15 protein-coding genes and 2 tRNA genes are annotated in these 18,051 nt (G+C 35.0%); 1 reads left to right on the forward strand and 16 read right to left on the reverse strand.

Going from position 1 to position 18,051, the window contains the following annotated elements; genetic code table 11:
- Positions 1–22: 22 nt before the first annotated feature.
- The 11 genes from trxA to DWY01_RS00915 all read right to left on the reverse strand — a co-directional run bounded on the left by trxA (position 23) and on the right by DWY01_RS00915 (position 9,595).
- Entirely contained in the window at positions 23–331 is a 309-nt protein-coding gene (gene trxA / locus DWY01_RS00865; protein ID WP_117992456.1) for a thioredoxin, read from the reverse strand.
- A gap of 28 nt (positions 332–359) precedes the next feature.
- The gene (locus DWY01_RS00870; RefSeq protein ID WP_117992457.1) at positions 360–1,244 is read right to left on the reverse strand and encodes a Cof-type HAD-IIB family hydrolase; all 885 of its coding nucleotides are present in this window, start codon (positions 1,242–1,244) and stop codon (positions 360–362) included.
- Positions 1,245–1,246: 2 nt separating this feature from the next.
- A complete protein-coding gene (gene purF / locus DWY01_RS00875; protein WP_117992458.1) occupies positions 1,247–2,626 on the reverse strand; it encodes an amidophosphoribosyltransferase in 1,380 nt (459 codons plus the stop codon).
- Positions 2,627–2,687: 61 nt separating this feature from the next.
- A complete protein-coding gene (locus DWY01_RS00880) occupies positions 2,688–3,794 on the reverse strand; it encodes an AI-2E family transporter (protein ID WP_117992459.1) in 1,107 nt (368 codons plus the stop codon).
- 48 nt (positions 3,795–3,842) lie between these two features.
- Complete coding sequence (locus tag DWY01_RS00885) at positions 3,843–4,562, reverse strand: sugar isomerase domain-containing protein (RefSeq protein ID WP_117992460.1); 720 nt, start codon at positions 4,560–4,562, stop codon at positions 3,843–3,845.
- 95 nt (positions 4,563–4,657) lie between these two features.
- Positions 4,658–4,733, reverse strand: a tRNA-Thr gene (locus DWY01_RS00890).
- A 10-nt stretch (positions 4,734–4,743) separates the two neighbouring features.
- Positions 4,744–4,829: transfer RNA gene (locus DWY01_RS00895), tRNA-Leu, on the reverse strand.
- 65 nt (positions 4,830–4,894) lie between these two features.
- A complete protein-coding gene (pepT, locus tag DWY01_RS00900) occupies positions 4,895–6,139 on the reverse strand; it encodes a peptidase T (protein ID WP_117992461.1) in 1,245 nt (414 codons plus the stop codon).
- An 85-nt stretch (positions 6,140–6,224) separates the two neighbouring features.
- Entirely contained in the window at positions 6,225–7,895 is a 1,671-nt protein-coding gene (locus DWY01_RS00905; protein ID WP_117992462.1) for a formate--tetrahydrofolate ligase, read from the reverse strand.
- 1 nt (position 7,896) lies between these two features.
- The gene (purD, locus tag DWY01_RS00910) at positions 7,897–9,129 is read right to left on the reverse strand and encodes a phosphoribosylamine--glycine ligase (RefSeq protein WP_117992463.1); all 1,233 of its coding nucleotides are present in this window, start codon (positions 9,127–9,129) and stop codon (positions 7,897–7,899) included.
- A gap of 142 nt (positions 9,130–9,271) precedes the next feature.
- Complete coding sequence (locus DWY01_RS00915) at positions 9,272–9,595, reverse strand: cyclic-di-AMP receptor (protein ID WP_117992464.1); 324 nt, start codon at positions 9,593–9,595, stop codon at positions 9,272–9,274.
- 196 nt (positions 9,596–9,791) lie between these two features.
- Here DWY01_RS00915 and DWY01_RS00920 point away from each other — a divergent pair, with 196 nt between their 5' ends.
- A complete protein-coding gene (locus tag DWY01_RS00920; protein WP_117992465.1) occupies positions 9,792–11,165 on the forward strand; it encodes a polysaccharide deacetylase in 1,374 nt (457 codons plus the stop codon).
- Positions 11,166–11,210: 45 nt separating this feature from the next.
- On the opposite strand, the gene DWY01_RS00925 is transcribed toward DWY01_RS00920, so the two are convergent.
- The 5 genes from DWY01_RS00925 to uvrA form a co-directional block, all read right to left on the reverse strand.
- Complete coding sequence (locus DWY01_RS00925; RefSeq protein ID WP_117992466.1) at positions 11,211–11,702, reverse strand: PocR ligand-binding domain-containing protein; 492 nt, start codon at positions 11,700–11,702, stop codon at positions 11,211–11,213.
- Positions 11,703–11,784: 82 nt separating this feature from the next.
- Complete coding sequence (trxB, locus tag DWY01_RS00930) at positions 11,785–12,699, reverse strand: thioredoxin-disulfide reductase (protein ID WP_117992467.1); 915 nt, start codon at positions 12,697–12,699, stop codon at positions 11,785–11,787.
- The gene (lgt, locus tag DWY01_RS00935; RefSeq protein ID WP_117992468.1) at positions 12,675–14,132 is read right to left on the reverse strand and encodes a prolipoprotein diacylglyceryl transferase; all 1,458 of its coding nucleotides are present in this window, start codon (positions 14,130–14,132) and stop codon (positions 12,675–12,677) included. The genes trxB and lgt overlap by 25 nt, the downstream gene beginning before the upstream one ends.
- Complete coding sequence (gene hprK, locus DWY01_RS00940) at positions 14,113–15,072, reverse strand: HPr(Ser) kinase/phosphatase (RefSeq protein ID WP_117992469.1); 960 nt, start codon at positions 15,070–15,072, stop codon at positions 14,113–14,115. Before hprK ends, lgt begins: the two co-directional genes overlap by 20 nt.
- On the reverse strand, positions 15,050–17,899 hold the full coding sequence (gene uvrA, locus DWY01_RS00945; RefSeq protein WP_117992470.1) for an excinuclease ABC subunit UvrA: 2,850 nt from the start codon (positions 17,897–17,899) through the stop codon (positions 15,050–15,052). The genes hprK and uvrA overlap by 23 nt, the downstream gene beginning before the upstream one ends.
- Between the last annotated feature and the right edge of the window lie 152 nt (positions 17,900–18,051).

Genomic DNA, 18,051 nt, shown 5'->3' on the forward strand with positions numbered 1-18,051 from the left:
GAAAATAGGATGACGAATCATCCTATAGTTTACTTTCAATATTTTGCATCAACATTTGTTCAGGCATATATCCTGAGAATGCTGCAGCTTGTGTTCCTTTCTTAAATAGAATCATTGTTGGAACAGACATGATACCAAATCTTTGAGCTAAATCTGGACTTTCATCCACATCCACCTTCACGATTTTTACCTTTCCATCCAATTTATTTGCGACTGATTCAAGAACAGGAGTCAACATTTTACATGGTCCACACCATGTAGCAAAGAAGTCAACTAAAACTGCATCTTCATTCATCAATGTATTAAATTCTTCTGTATTTACAATTTTCATACAAGGTTCCTCCTTATCTGCTTCTATTTTATAATAAGCCCTTGCGTAAGTCCATTTCTTTGCCCGCCAACAATGCATCAATAACTTTTCCAATACCATTATTCATATTGGTATCTGTAACAACGGTTGCCGCGTATTTGGCTTCATCCATCGCATTCCCCATGGCTACACCAATTCCGACTTGTTGAAGCATCTTCAAATCATTTTGTGCATCTCCAAAAGCCATGACCTCATTCATGCTGATTCCAAGTTTGTCACAAATCTTCCATAATGCACTAGCTTTGTTGACATGTTTAGGCATGATTTCCAACCAATCCGGACCTATCAACAATACATCATAGTCACTAAGAGCTGCTTTAATTCCCTCGAAATTCTTTTCAAAAAATCGTGGTGTATGTACCATAATCACTTTATTAATATCTTGCGTTAAGCGAATTTCTTCAAAAGGCAAATCAATAAAATTCCGGTTTTCTTTACCATCCTTTAAGCCATAATCATCCGGCTCACCTAAAATGGCATTTATGACTTTTTTCTTTACACGATTCAATGAAGATATGTAACTATAAAAATCATATCCACATTGAAAAATTCCTTCGACCCCAAATTCCTTACAAACTTTCTGAATCTTAACTCCATCTTCTGCCGTTAATACATCATCCAAATCGTATTCCTGATTTTCAAAATCATATACGATTTGTCCATTTACTAATGCCAAAAAATGATTCCCATTCTCTAATCCCAATGGTTCATACACAAACTTGCATCCATTTTTATCACGCCCTGACGCAATCACGATATGAATACCTTGATCCATTGCCCTTTTAATGGAGTCAACAGTTCTTGGATCCATCTTCTTGGATTCGTCAAGAAGCAAAGTTCCATCTAAATCAAAAGCCAAACATTTTATAGTCATATTTATTTATCCAATTCTTCTTGATACGAGAACAGTTTTGTACAATATTCTCCATTAAAGCATGCTAGACATAATCCAACATCTTGTGTTGCTTCCTTCATTTCTTCTTCCGTCATAAAACGCAAAGTATCGGCATGAATATAATCACGAATTTCTTCCACACTCATATGAGCACCAATCAATTGATCCTTTGTAGAAGTATCCACACCATAGAAACATGGACTTGTGATTACAGGACTTGCGATACGAACATGAACCTCAGTTGCCCCGGCATCCTTCAACAACTGTACGATTCTTCTAGATGTCGTTCCACGTACAATAGAATCATCGATCATAACGATAGATTTTCCTTTTACGACGCTTGATACAGGACTTAATTTCAATCGAACACTACGATCACGCATAGCCTGTGTTGGTTGAATAAATGTACGTCCTACATATCTATTTTTTACCAATCCTGTTTCAAATGGAATTCCTGCCTCTTCTGCATAACCAATAGCCGCTGATAAAGAAGAATCTGGAACACCAATAACAATATCGGCGTGCAAATCCTTATCCTCCCTAGCCAAAATAGAACCTGTTGCCTTACGGAAAGCATGTACGTTAATACCTTCTACCACACTATCTGGTCTTGCGAAATAAATGTATTCCATGGCACACATATGGTTATCTGTATTTGTTGAATAAAATTCATGTTTAACAATACCTTTATGGAATTCTACGATTTCACCTGGTTTTAAATCAACACTTTCATAGATTCCCATAACCTCGAAAGCACATGTTTCACTACTAATTACATAGCCATCTTTACTTTTGGCATAACTTAAAGGTCTTAAACCATGACGATCACGAACTGCATAAATTGTATCCTCATTCATAACGATAAAAGAGAAAGCTCCCTCAATACAATTTGCGGTCTTCATAACACGTTCTTTTAAAGTACCTTTTTGTTTCTGAATCAAGTGAAGAATAATTTCACTATCACTCGTTCCCTGGAAGATAGCCCCTTCGTTTTCAAGTTCAATACGAAGTTCTTTCTCATTCACAATTTGTCCATTATGAACAATAGCTAAGCTGCCATTATGCCCTTTTGACACAATTGGCTGGATATTTTCGTTCTCTTGACCACCTGCTGTACTGTAACGAACATGGCCAACAGCTAATCTTCCGACCATAGAATCTAATTTTTCTCTTTGAAAAACATCTACAGTCAACCCTTTACCTTTTTGTAAAGTAATATTTTCCCCATCTGAAACGGCAATACCACTTGCTTCCTGACCTCTATGTTGCAAGGAATGCAAACCATAATACGTAATACTTGCTGCATTATCTACACGATACGCACCAAACACACCACACTCTTCATGAATTTCATCAAACATAACTGATCTCCTTTGCCACAATATTATATCATGCATATAAGAAAAAATGGACGACTTTTCGTCATCCATTCATTTCTTTTAATCGCTCTTTTCGTTCTAAATATAAAACACCAATCTTATATACACTTGCCATTGTTGGAATCCCTAAAAACATGCCTGGAATACCGGCTAAAGAGCCGAAAATCACGACGGTCATCATAACGTAAATTCCAGGAAGTCCTACTGAATTTCCAACAACATGTGGATAGATCACATTACTTTCAATTTGTTGAAGAATGCATAAATATAATAAGAACCAAAGTGACATTATTGGACTTACAGTAAATACCATAAACATACCAATCGCCCCACCAATATAAGCTCCAATCATAGGGATAATATTAATAACACCTACAAGTGTTCCTATCATCGCAGGATATGGCATACGTAGTATAATCATGCCCAATGTGCATAGTGCCCCTAAAATTGTTGCTTCAATACATTGTCCACCTATAAAAGCACTAAATGTCTGATTAATAATTCGTAAACATTTATCCATTCGACGTTTTATAGTTTCACTCAAGTAAAGCTTTGTCAGGCGATGATACAACTGAATAAATCTTTCTTTCTCTAATAAAACATAGATTGCGAAAATAAACATCAACACAAAATTAAATACACTATTCACTATGACTGTCACAATATTAAATGTCGTACCTACAACATTGGTAACACCAGTTGAAAGAACATTAATACCAGATTGAATCAAATTCTTCCAGTTGATATCTAAGTTATTAATAGAATCCGCAAGCTGTGGATTATTCTCAAATAAATTCACCAAAAATTTCTGGGTATTCTCAAAATACTTTGGCAATGCCTGTACAATTACACCAATCGCTTCACTTAATGATGGAACAACAAGTGTAATTAAGAAATACACAAAAAGAAAAATTAAAATCAAAGAAAGAAGTAGACTTGTTGCACGCTTTCCTTTCTTCATAAAGCCCAAGCGTTTTTCGATCTTAACCATAACTAAGTTGATCACAAAAGCCATCATAGCTCCAAATACTAAAACTCTACATGCATTCCATAATATAGATATCATAGAAATCAATGTATCTAATTTAATCAATCCAATAATAATGATTGTGATTCCAAATATATATATCCATAAACTTTTTTTCTTCATACACACCTCACCCTCCTATTCTAACACAAAAGACACCCTTATGAGTGTCTAATACATACGTGTATACTTTTTAAATAATTTGTCATTTCTTTCTTCCGTACCATCACAGTTTAAAGAGGAGAAAACCGGTACTTCTACATGATTTTGAATCAAATACTCTGCACACGCCACATTTATGCATTGTGCAATGAAGGCATTAGCTATACTCGATGTTGGACAAAGCTTTGCATCTAATCCATCAATAGATAAAGCACAATCTCCAACTTCTCCACAATTATCAATGACAATATCTGCAATTTGGTACAAATTCTTTCCACAAGAATGACGAGAAGCTTGAGCAGTTGTATGTTTCATACTTGTGATGGCAACTACATGTGCACCACGACTTTTAGCTTCAAGTGCAAGTTCGATTGGATAGGCATTACGCCCAGAATTAGATGCGATCAAAACGACATCACCACAGGACACCCCATATAAATCCACCAAGATTTTGGCGTAACCACTTAGTCTTTCAATGTTTGAACTTTTTGTCGGATGCTCCGTCATCGTAAGTTCACTTGTCAAAATAGGAACCACAAAAGCTAAACCACCTGCACGAGCATACATCTCTTCGGCCATTGTATGTGAGTGGCCACTTCCACTTACGAAAAACTTATGTCCTCCCATAAAAACTTGGGCCATTAAATGGCCGGTTTGTTCTAATTTTTCAGATTGTGTTTCTTGAATCTTTTTAATGATATCAAGACCAACCGCAAATACTTCTTTCATATTATTATTTCTCCTTGATATACATATTTCTTTATATTTATTATACAACAAGAAGAAAAATAAAAAACAGCCATCAAGGCTGCATATTGTTTAAGTGGTGCCGACTATAGGAATTGAACCCACAACCTACTGATTACAAGTCAGTTGCTCTACCAATTGAGCTAAGTCGGCATAATATATATGGTGCAGAGAAAGGGATTTGAACCCTCACGCGATCTCTCGCACTGCCGCCTGAAGACAGCGTGTATACCGTTCCACCATCTCTGCGACTGGAAATATTATACTAAAAAACGTAAGACTTCGCAATAGAAAATTTAAAAATGTGACCTTTTTTAACAGTCACATTTCGCATATATATCAATTAAATTTAATAAGATCTCCACATTCTTTTCCATCGACTGAATAGGCACGTATTCAAAGCGTCCATGCGCATTCTCATATCCCGCTGATAAGTTAGGACAAGGAAGCCCTCTATGAGATAAGGCTGAGCCATCGGTTCCTCCTCTAAATGGTTCTGTTTGAGGTGTTAATCCTACACTTTCAATGGCTTGTTTCAAATATGGAATCATAAAAGGCACTTGATCAATCACTTCTTTTAAATTGCGATATTGAATTCTTTGTGAAATATTTACAGTACCTTGTCCATACTCTTTATTTAACATGTCCACAATCATTTTTAATGTGTTATTGCGTATATCAAACTGTAAGCTATCATGATCACGAACATTGATTTCAATCTTGGCATATTCGCAATCCCCATTAAAACTAACCACATGATAAAACCCTTCTCTTCCTTCGGTATATTGTGGCTTTTCTAATGCCGGTAATTTATTTAAGAATTCATTTCCAATATCCACCGCATTTTTCATAATTCCCTTTGCGGTAGCTGTATGTACTGAAATACCATGAATTTCAATCGTTGAAAGACTCGCATTAAATGTTTCGTCCATATAATATCCTAAATGATCCCCATCCAAAGTATATGCGATTGGAGATTTAAATCGTTCTAAATCCAAATCTTTTGCGAGTCCACTTACTTCTTCATCTGGAGTAAAAGCTACAGAAATAAAGTTATGTTTAATTTCAGGATGTTTAACTAAATATTCCAACAGTGTCATAACAACTGCAATACTTGCCTTATCATCGCCACCAAGTAGTGTTGTACCATCGGTTAAAATCAAGTCCTGCCCAATATATTGTTTCAGATTTGGAAATACAGATGGTGACATAATAATGTTTTTTTCTGCATTTAAAACAATATCATTTCCATCATAATTTTCTAGCACCCAAGGCTTTACATCTTTACCACTCGCATCTGGAGCTGTATCCATATGTGTCACAAAGCCAATGGCTCTACCCGTTTCTATATTGGCTTCAAGCGATCCATATACTACACATGTATCTTTATCATAATATACATCTGTAGCACCAATTCTTTGAAGCTCTTCATAGATGACTTTAGCTAAATCATGTTGACAAGATGTGGTTGGAACACTTGTACTGTGTGGATTGGATTCTGTATTAATTCTTGCGTAGCATATCAATCGTTCTTTTACTTTTTGATAAAATTCTGTCATAGGAATTCTCCTTTTTTGATTATTTTATTCTTTTTCGATAAAAATGAAAAGAAAAAGACTGGAATTTTTCATCCAATCTTTGACATTAGAATAATCCTACGATTTTGCCATCTTCATCTACATCCATGTCTAATGCACTTGGATGTTTTGGAAGTCCTGGCATTGTTAATACTTTTCCTGTTAGCGCAACAATGAATCCTGCACCTAAGCTTGGGCGTAATTCACGAACTGTAATTCTAAATCCTGTAGGACGTCCCATAACCTTACCATCGTCCGATAATGACATTTGTGTTTTAGCCATACAGATTGGTAATTTATCCCATCCTAATTCATTGAATTTTGCGATTTGTGCCTGCGCTTCTTCTGTAAAATCAACACCATCTGCACCATATACTTTCTTGGCAATGGTTTCTACTTTTTCTTCAATAGTCTTATCTAAATCATATAAAGGCGCATAATTGTTTTCTTGATCACATAACGCAACTACTTTGTTGGCTAAATCAATAGCGCCTTCGCCACCTTTTGCCCATACTTGAGATAATGACATTGGGTGGTTGTTATCTTCACACCATTTTTCTAATGCAGCTACTTCAGCCGGTGTATCTGTCGCAAATTCATTGATTGCAACAATATATGGCAAGCCAAATTGTTGTACTGTATCAATATGCTTAGCTAAGTTTTCACATCCTGCAAGCATTGCTTCTACATTTTCTTCTTTTAAATCTTCTAGGGCAATTCCACCATGTTGTTTTAATGCACGAATTGTCGCAACGATTACGACTGCATTGGGTTTTAAATTAGCAAGTCTACATTTGATATCTAAGAATTTTTCAGCTCCTAAATCTGCACCAAAACCAGCTTCAGTTACTGTATAATCAGCAAGCTCAAGACAAGCTTTCGTTGCGATTACGGAGTTACATCCATGGGCAATATTAGCGAAGGGACCTCCATGAATCAAGACTGGATTGTGTTCAAGTGTTTGAACAATATTTGGCAATACAGCATCCTTCATAACCATAGCCAAGGCACCTTCAATACCTAAATCATGTACATATACCGGTTGATCATCATAAGTATATGCCACAAGCATTTTTCCAAATCTTTCTTTAAGATCCATTAAATCATCAGCTAGACATAAAGCGGCCATGATTTCACTCGCAACTGTAATATTAAATCCGTCTTTACGTTCTACACCATTGGCTTTTGCGCCACAACCAATTGTGATATTACGCAAAGTACGATCATTCATATCTAAACAACGTTTGAAAGTTACTTTTTCAGGATCAATATTCAATTCATTTCCTTGATGAATCGCATTATCCAAACATGCACTTACTAAATTATTAGCCGTTGTGATCGCATGCATGTCTCCTGTGAAATGAAGGTTGATGTCTTCCATTGGTACGACTTGGGCATATCCTCCACCTGTAGCTCCACCTTTTAATCCAAACACAGGTCCTAAACTTGGTTCACGTAAAGCCATCATTGTTTTCTTACCTAAGCGATTTAAAGCATCGCCTAAACCAACAGTTGTAGTACTTTTTCCTTCTCCTGCTTTAGTCGGGTTAATAGCTGTTACTAGTACCAATTTCCCGTGAGGATTGTTTTCAATAGATTTTAAATAGTCAAAAGACAATTTAGCTTTATATTTTCCATAATGTTCCAAGCTATCTGCAGGAATACCAATTTTTGCAGCAACCTTTTCAATTGGTTCCATAACACATTCTTGTGCAATCTCTAAATCTGTTTTTGCCATTTTACATATCCTTCTTTCCAATATCGTTTCTGTGGAATAAATCTTTACAGTGAATCTTTTCTAATTCTGCATATGTATGATCAAATGCAGTCTGTAAGTCATCTTCTAGAGTAACAACCATTAAAACACGTCCTCCATCTGTGACTAATCCTTCATCTGTCATTTTTGTACCCATATGGAATACCAATCCATCTACATTTTCAACGCCAGTAATCAAAGAACCTTTTGTTGAGCTTGCGGGATAGTTTGTACTTGCCAAAACAACACCGTGACTGACTTTATCTGTCCATTTTAATTCAACTGGTTTATTATTCATTAAATCCAACACAGCTTGTACAAAATCACTTTCTAAACGAGGCAAAATAACTTCTGCTTCAGGATCACCAAAGCGAGCATTGAATTCAATTGTTTTAATACCATTTTCTGTTAACATCAATCCACCATACAAGAATCCGGTAAATGGAACGCCCTCTTTTACCATTGCGCTTGCCATTGGTTTCATAATTTCATTCATGGCTTCATCTATAATTTCTGGAGTAATCTTTTTAACTGGACTATAAGATCCCATTCCACCTGTATTTGGGCCTTTATCTCCATCAAATACGCACTTGTGATCTTGAGCTACTTCTAAAGGAACAACTGTCTCGTTATGTACTAAACAAATTAAAGAAAATTCAAATCCGAATAAACATTCCTCAATTACAACTGAGTTATTTTCAATCGCAAAAGCAATATCCAAGGCTTCTTTTGCCTGTTCTAAAGTAGAAGCTACCGTAACACCTTTTCCAGCTTTCAAACCATCTTCTTTAATAACAATAGGAGCCCCTTGTTCTTGTACGTATGTCCATGCCGAATCTAAATCATGGAATGTTTTATAGGCTGCTGTTGGAATATTATATTTTGCCATGATATTTTTGGCAAAATCCTTACTTGATTCAACTTGAGTCGCCTTTTTATCTGGGCCAAAAATTTTTAACCCCTCTTTTTTAAACGCATCTACAACACCTAGAGCTAAAGTTGCTTCAGGACCTACGATGGTTAAATCTACATTTCTTTCTTTTGCCAAAGCGACAAGACCTTCTACATCATTGTCTTTCACATTGACACATTCTCCAATTTTTGCCATTCCAGGATTGCCTGGTGCACAAATCAACTCATCACATAAAGCTGAACGTTTACATGCATACGCAAGTGCGTGTTCACGTCCGCCCTTACCGATAACTAGTATTTTCATTGCGTTTTAATCTCCTTTTTTCTTTACTCATCAATCATAACAGAAAAAAGCCCCAAATGGGTCTTTATTCATAAATTTTATTTCTTTTTTTCTACACACAGACAGAAAAAGGGTAGAAAATACATTCCACCCTTGTGTTTTTCTAAACTTTTAAGAATTGAGCTACTTCTAGCACAAAAATTGTCGCTCCTCCAACTGTCACTTCTACTGGAAAACTTGCATAGCGTCCAATATCATAACTAGCTGTACTAGGTACAATTTCCGTTCGCTTACTTGAATATTCCTTGATGATATCAATAGCTGCTTCCACCTTTTCGTCTTCACAACCAATAATCAACGTTGTATTGCCTGCGCGAAGGAAACCACCGGTTGTTGCTAATTTAGTAACAGAAAAACCATTCTTATTTAGTGCATTGCTTGCCACTGGACTATCGTCATTTGATAAAATTGCTAGGATAAGTTTCATAGTGCTTCCCCCACCTTTCTAAAGGTATTATATAAAAATTTATACATAACTACAACACCAAAAAAGATTCATATTCCTTATAACAATACCAAATATTTCATGTATAATATGGATGTATTAAAGGGGATTATTATGATAGGGGAATTTTATTTTTATAAACACAAAAAGACAAACCAACATCTTTTGAGATTAAACAATGCCTAGAAAAAGAAGGAAAAATAGATTTGGAAATCATTTACTGACTTTTTTATTTATTTGTATTATCTTTCTTTTATTCTATGCATTTAAAAATCCAATTTTATTGTATTCATCAAATCCAGTAATTGAAATCAATCAGGATTATGATCCAAGCTCAAACATTCAGCAGGTGTTTTATCATGCAGATTCAGATGTAAAAATTTCTGGAAATGTTAACACAGCCAAAGTGGGTGAGTACACCATCACATATCAATTAAACAACTATAAAAAAACTTGTATAATTTCTGTTAAAGATACACAGGCACCTGTATTGAAGGTGAAATCCTACAAAACAGATTTAGTAGAGGATGTAAAGCCGGAAGCTTTTGTGAAAAGTGTAAAAGATGATTCAAAAGTAGCTTTATCCTTCAAAGGAAAAGTTTCAAAAGATACAGAACAGACTGTGACAATCGTTGCAAAAGATGTATATGGTAATTATTCAATGAAGGACGCAAAGCTTACTTTGGTTGAAGATCACAAAAAGCCTGTAATTGAAAAGAGTACAATACATGTATATACTGGTTCAAAACCAAATTATAAATCTTATCTCAAGATAACAGATGATTTGGATCAGAAACCAAAAATTAAAATAAATTCATCGAATGTAAACACCAAAAAAGATGGCACATACAAACTTTCTGTCACAGCAACGGATCGTTCTGGGAATAAAGCAAAAGCGAAAATTAAAGTGATTGTTGAACAACCTAAAAAAGTTGTTTATATGACGTTTGACGATGGTCCAAGTGAAAATACAGATAAAATACTTAAAATACTAAAGAAATATGATGCGAAGGCCACTTTCTTTGTAACTGGAAATAACCAGAAGTACAACTCATCTATCAAAAAAGCATATAAACAAGGTAATACTATTGCACTTCATACATATACGCATGATTATGCTACTGTATACTCATCAATAGATGCTTATTTTGAAGATTTACAAAAAATCAGTGATATGGTAAAAAACATTATAGGAAAAGCACCAAAATACATACGTTTCCCAGGTGGATCCAGCAATATGGTTTCTGCCAATTATTCAGATGGAATCATGACAAAGCTAGAAAGTATGGTACGAGAAAATGGATATGAATACTTTGATTGGAACTGTTCAAGTGGGGATGCAGCATCAAATTCAGTTTCTGCTCAAACCATCATTGATAATTCAACCAATTGTAACTATGACCAAATCATGATTTTATTCCACGATTCGAGTCCAAAAACAACAACAGTTGAGGCTTTACCTAAAATTATTGAAAACTATAAAGAACGTGGTTATGTATTCAAAGCTATTTCAAAGGATACGCCTGAATTCCATCATGATGTTAACAACTAGTCAGCATTAAGTTGCTGGCTTTTCTTGTACAAAAAATCGAAGGAATTATCCTTCGATTACTGCTTTATAGTACTTTAACAAGTCTTGCATCAATTGAATACTTTCTTCAACCTGCTTTTCATTCATCACAACAACTTTTGTATAATTATGCAAAAGTATTGGTCTTGATACATTATAAGTTTCTGCCAAATGATTTACCCAATCCTCTGCTTCTAAGCCTTGTTGTTTTGTGATAACTCCTTCAGATACGATGACACCCTTTACACCATTAATAGAAACAGGCACACTCCATTTTACAAGTCCAGCATGACAAGCATACTTCTGAACTTTATTTGATTTTAACGCTCCTGTATAATTTTCAAATGTACATTCATCACATTGACGCAATGCAGATGAGCTTGTTTTCAAGCATTTACAAAAGAAATTTTTCTCCTTTGCACTACTAATTTCGGTCTCATCCTGCACAAAATAGCATCTTAATCCTGTAATCTGATGATATGCATCCATTACTTTTTTTATTGCTTCTTTAGGCAACATATTATAACACCTCAAATCCTTTTCTTGATTTAATTAAATCACTTTCAGTTGTCGATTTCAAGTGCTATGTAAGCCGTTTCAATCAAATACCTTTGATTCTATGAAATGCATGTTGTGCCGCAATCGCACCATCATTACAAGCCGTCACTACTTGACGTAACTCTTTCTCAATTACATCTCCTGATGCATAGATTCCTGCTATTTTTGTTTGACAATTCTTGTCCACAATTACATATCCTCGCTCATTTAAGATACCTAAATCTTCTACGCAAGCCGTATTTGGATCTTGTCCCACATATGGGAAAATACCTGAACATTCAACAACTTGTTTTTCATGTGTATCCACATTTTCAAGCTCAATTCCAGAGACTTTGCCTTCTGAACTTAAAATTTGTGTAGGAATATGTTTTTTGATTACACGAATGTTAGCATTTTCTTCTATTTGCTTTTGAATATGTTGCTCTGCTCTAAAAACATCTCTTCGAATCACAATCGTTACGCTACGAGCAAGCCCTGCTAAATAAATAGATTCTTCTAAAGCTGAATTGCCACCGCCAATCACGACAACATCTTTATCTCTAAAAAATGCTCCATCGCACACTGCACAAAAGGAAACCCCATGACCAAGATTTTCCTTTTCTCCAGGAATATTTAATAAACGCTCTTTTGTTCCAGTCGCAAGAATAATGGATTCTCCATGAATGCTAGTTCCATCGTTAAGATATACATTCTTATCCTCATCAATTTTATTTACTTCTCCATATGCATATTCTGCATTAAAGGATGTAGCCTGCTCAAACATATCCATCGCAAGCTGTGTTCCTTCCATCGTTTTTACACCAGGATAATTACTGATTTTATTTGTTTTTATAAGTTTTCCACCTGGTGCTCCACTCTCTAAAATTAAAGTCTTTAATCCCGCTCTTGAACCATATAATGCTGCACTTAACCCTGCAGGGCCAGCACCAATAATTACCAAATCGTATTGTCGCTCCATACATGATCCTCCTTACATAATGGTACTAACTGCATTAAATCATTGATGATTTTGCATGGATGTGCTTTTTCTAAAGCCACACGCTGTCTTTCGTCTACACTAAATCCAACTGAATAAGCAGCCATTTTTTTTGCAGCTAAAATATCCGACACATTATCACCAACATAAATACAATCATCACGTCCAGTATGTAATAAATTACACGCTTCAATCAAGCCAGATGCACTTGGTTTTGGCTCAGGCAATAACTCTTTACCTAATACCACTTCAAAATACGTATCCAAGCCAGCTTGTTTCAATCCTCTTTTTACAATCTCAATCCGCTTATTCGAAACAACTGCACACTGTATGCCTTCCGTTTTTAATCCTTCTAACATTTCCTTTGCGTGAGGCATTTCTTCTAAAAAATCCTTGTGCAATTGCTTATTAATAGCTTGATAACGGTCAATAATACTTTCTATTTGATCTTCGGGAAAATATTTTGAAAAAGTCACTTCCAATGTTGGGCCAAAAAACGAATATAACTCTTCATTAGATAATTCATAATCCGGTTTATATTCTTTAAATACTCTTTTAAAGGTTTCAAAAACCAATTTTTGAGAATCAATCAATGTACCATCTAAATCAAATAATACCACTGGCTTTTTCTTCCAATGAAATACTTTATGAAAAACACCTGTTAAGCCTAAAATACCTATAACCATTAAGGCAATCGATACAAGTTGTGCAGTACGAAGACCGATTACCATTAATGAGTCAGTGCGCATTCCTTCAATCACAAAGCGCGTAACTCCATACCACACCATGTACATAAATCCGCAATCTCCACGTCTTTTATAAAGGTATTTACGGAAAATAATTGTAATAAACAAAAATCCAAATATGTTACAAACACTCTCAAACAAGAAGGTAGGCATGCGATAAGCACCATCAATAAACATTTGATTTTTTATAAAAGCTGGATAATGAGCAAAAAAGCTTTCTGATACAATACCTCCATAAGCCTCTTGATTCATAAAGTTACCCCATCGACCAAACGCTTGTGCCAACAATACGGTTGGCATAATCAAATCAAACATTCTTAAAAATGATATGTTTTTGTGTTTAAAATAAAATAAACTAAATAAGAATCCTGCAATCAATCCACCATGAATAGCTAATCCACCATTCCATATGGCAATAATTTCATTAAGGTGTTGAGAGTAATAACTCCATTCAAAAATAACATACCATAGTCTTGCCCCTAAAATTCCTATAAACAACATAGGTACTACATAATCATCTAATACTTCAGGTGCATAGCTCCATTTCTTCATTGTTCTTTGACACAATAAATAGGCACATAAAGCTCCCGTAAGAATCAAAACGGCATACCATGCAATCTGCAAAGATCCAAAAGAAATAAAAACTCGACTATTTGGAAATAGATGCATCTACTTCTTCCTCCTTATTCTCAGATATTTGTGATAAAACACGTTCTTCAAATTCCTTAGCTGAATCTAATCCATCTTTCAACAACAAGAAATTTGTAACCGCTGTTTCAATCACACTCGACATTGGTCGTCCTTGAGAAACTGGTATTGTCATCTTTAGTATTTTAATTCCTAAAATTTCATTATATTCTTTTTCTTCAATTCCAACTCGATCATATTCATATGAATCATTAAATGGTTCTAGGTCTATTTGAAATTCAATTTGTGTTTCATGAGCAACGGCACCTACACCATACATACGAGAAACATTAATAATTCCTACACCTCTTAGTTCCATAAAGCCTTCTAACATTGGTGTTGTTCTACCAACTAACTCATCGTGTATTTTATAACAATCAATGCGATCATCTCCCACTAGCTGGTGACCACGTTTGATCAATTCCAAAGCAATTTCACTTTTACCCATACCACTTCTACCTGTAATCAATACACCAACACCAAATACTCGAACTAATTCTCCATGAATGATTACGGATTCAGCTAAACATTCATCCAAATAATTAGTAATACTAACAATCGCATGTGATGTTTGATGTTCTGTTTTAAATACAGGAAAATTTTTACGTTGTGCAATTTCCTTTAGGATTGGAGGACACTCATGACCATGTGCAATCACAATACAAGGTGTTTTTTCCCCAGTTAAAAATTCAAATGAACGACGCTGTGAAATTTCGTCCATCTGTTCTACAATATACCCTATTTCTTTATCACCTAATACAACCAGTCTTTTTGTCTGTGTATCTGGAAAATACCCAGCCAATTCTAGACCAGGTCGATTTGTATCTGCTAAAGTCAATGGTCTATTTAAAGAATTTGAATCCCCACAAACAATAGTCCACATGAATTTTTTTGCTAAATCACGAACAATTACTTTTGCCATGGCTTACTCCTTTTTCTAATAATGGTTTTAAATACTGGCCTGTATAGCTTTCTTTACATTTTGCAACTTTTTCAGGAGTACCCGTACAAATCACTGTACCTCCTCCTTGCCCACCTTCAGGGCCCATATCCACAATTTGATCTGCACATTTAATTACATCTAAATTGTGTTCAATCACTAATACTGTATCTCCATGCTCAACAAGTCGTTGTAGCACTTCAATTAATTTCTTAACATCATCACTATGTAATCCTGTTGTAGGCTCATCTAACACAAATAGTGTTTTACCTGTTGCCTTTTTCTGTAATTCACTGGCAAGCTTTACACGCTGTGCCTCTCCACCAGATAATGTGGTAGCACTTTGTCCTAGCTTTATATAAGATAAACCAACATCATTTAAGGTTTGTAGTTTATGTTTAATTTTGGAAACATTACTAAAAAATTCTAATGCTTCTTCTACAGTCATATCCAATACATCTGCAATTGTTTTCCCCTTGTAGTGAACCTGTAATGTTTCCTCATTATAACGTTTTCCTTGACATTGATCACAAGGAACATAAACATCTGGTAAGAAATGCATTGAAATACGCAAAATGCCATCCCCTTGACAGGCTTCACAGCGGCCGCCTTTTACATTAAATGAAAAACGTCCTTTATCATATCCTAACATTTTTGCTTCTTTTGTTTGTGCAAACAAATCACGAATATCGTCAAACACCCCAGTATAAGTTGCTGGATTCGAACGTGGTGTTCTACCAATTGGATCTTGTCCAATCTCTACAATTTTATCAATATTCTCAATGCCCTGAATCTCTTTACAAGCACCAGGCTTAATTCTTAAACGTCCTAGCGCGTGTTGTAAACCATGGGTCAACACTTCTGTTACCAATGAAGATTTACCACTTCCTGAAACTCCAGTCACAACTGTAAATGTACCTAATTTAAATGTTACATTAACATTTTTCAAGTTATTTTGACTTGCCCTGACAACTTTTAATTTTTTTCCATTTCCATTACGACGCACGGATGGAACCTCTATGCATTTTTTACCGCTTAAATATGCACCTGTAATCGAATTTTCATTTTTCATGATTTCTTCCGGTGTTCCAGCCGCAACAATTTGTCCTCCATGGACACCAGCTCCAGGTCCAACATCTACGATATAATCACTCGCACGCATTGTATCTTCGTCATGCTCTACAACAATTAATGTATTCCCTAAATCACGCATTTCTTTTAATGCACCAATTAATCGATCATTGTCTCTTTGGTGTAATCCAATGCTTGGTTCATCTAGAACATACATAACTCCTGTTAAACGAGATCCTATCTGCGTGGCCAATCGGATACGCTGTGCTTCTCCTCCAGATAATGTAGAGGCTAGACGATCTAAAGTTAAATAGCTTAATCCAACGTGATTCAAAAATGAAAGTCTATTTTTTATTTCTTTAACAACTAATTCTGCAATTTTTGCCTGTGTAGGTGTTAATTCTAAACGATCCATAAATTCAATAGCTTCACTGATACTCATTTGGGTCCATTCATAAATGTTTTTGCCACCAACTAAAACAGACAAAGCTTGCTTATTCAAACGAGCTCCATGACACTTTGGACATTGTGCATCTGCTAAAAAAGAACCATACCATTCACGTGACATTTGAGATGTTGTTTCCATATATCTTCTTTCAATCATTGGACAGACGCCTTCAATATATTCTAATTTTGTAGAAACGATTCCTGAACGAGAATTCAATTGATATGCGATTTGCACATCTGACCCATATAATAGATAATTTAATTTTTTCTTAGGTATATCTTTGATTGGAATATTCATATCAATATCATAATATTCAATCAACGCATGAATTCTTTGCCATTCTAAATTTTCCGTATTCACAATATTTTTATAATAATGAATACCGCCTTGCGCAATTGATTTTGAAGGATCCGGTATAAGTAATGATAAATCCACTTTTTGTGTGATACCTAAGCCTTTACATTCGGGGCATGCTCCAAAAGGTGCATTAAAAGAAAATAATTTAGGTTCTAATTTAGGTACAGAAAAACCACATACTTTACAGGCGTAGTTACTTGAAAATAATGTTTCAGAATCATTTGTTAAAAGTATGGCTAATCCATCACTCAACTTTAATGCCGTTTCTAATGAATCATGAAATCGAGATCGATCATCAGTCTTTACAATTCGATCAATAACTACATCAATTGAATGTTTTTTATTCTTGTCTAATGGATCAAGCTCCTCTAGATATTTAATTTCTCCATCTATACGAACACGAATATACCCTTCTTTGATTAATGTATCAAATAAATCCTTATGAGTACCTTTTTTCCCTTGCACAATTGGACTTAAGATTGTACATCTAGTTTTATCTGGTAACTCCATAATTTTATCAATCATTTCTTTAATAGTATTCCCAGTAATTGGGATATGATGATCGGGACAATAAGGAACACCTATACGTGCATATAATAAACGTAAATAATCATAAATTTCAGTAACTGTTCCAACGGTTGAACGTGGATTATTAGATGTCGTTTTTTGATCAATTGCGATTGCTGGTGATAATCCATCAATTTGATCAACATCTGGTTTTTCACTATTTCCTAGAAATTGTCTAGCATAGGCAGATAACGATTCCATGTACCGACGCTGCCCTTCAGCATATATAGTATCAAAAGCTAAAGAAGTTTTTCCACTTCCTGAAACTCCAGTCATAATAACTAATTTATCTTTAGGTATTTTTAAACTTACATTTTTAAGGTTGTTTTCACGAGCGCCTTGTATTGTAATATACTTTTGGTCCATAATAAACCTCCTTATGATAATTATTATACCATAAACAAATGTTCAAGAATTGTGAAATGAATATGTATAATATATCTTATGACTTATGTCATCAGAAAAGGCAAAAAAAAGGACCCGGCAGCTAGCTATCTTCGCAGGGGCAAGCCCAACTA

Origin of the sequence: Eubacterium sp. AF22-8LB, from assembly GCF_003458715.1 — a bacterium.
Lineage (GTDB): Bacteria > Bacillota_I > Bacilli_A > Erysipelotrichales > Erysipelotrichaceae > Holdemanella.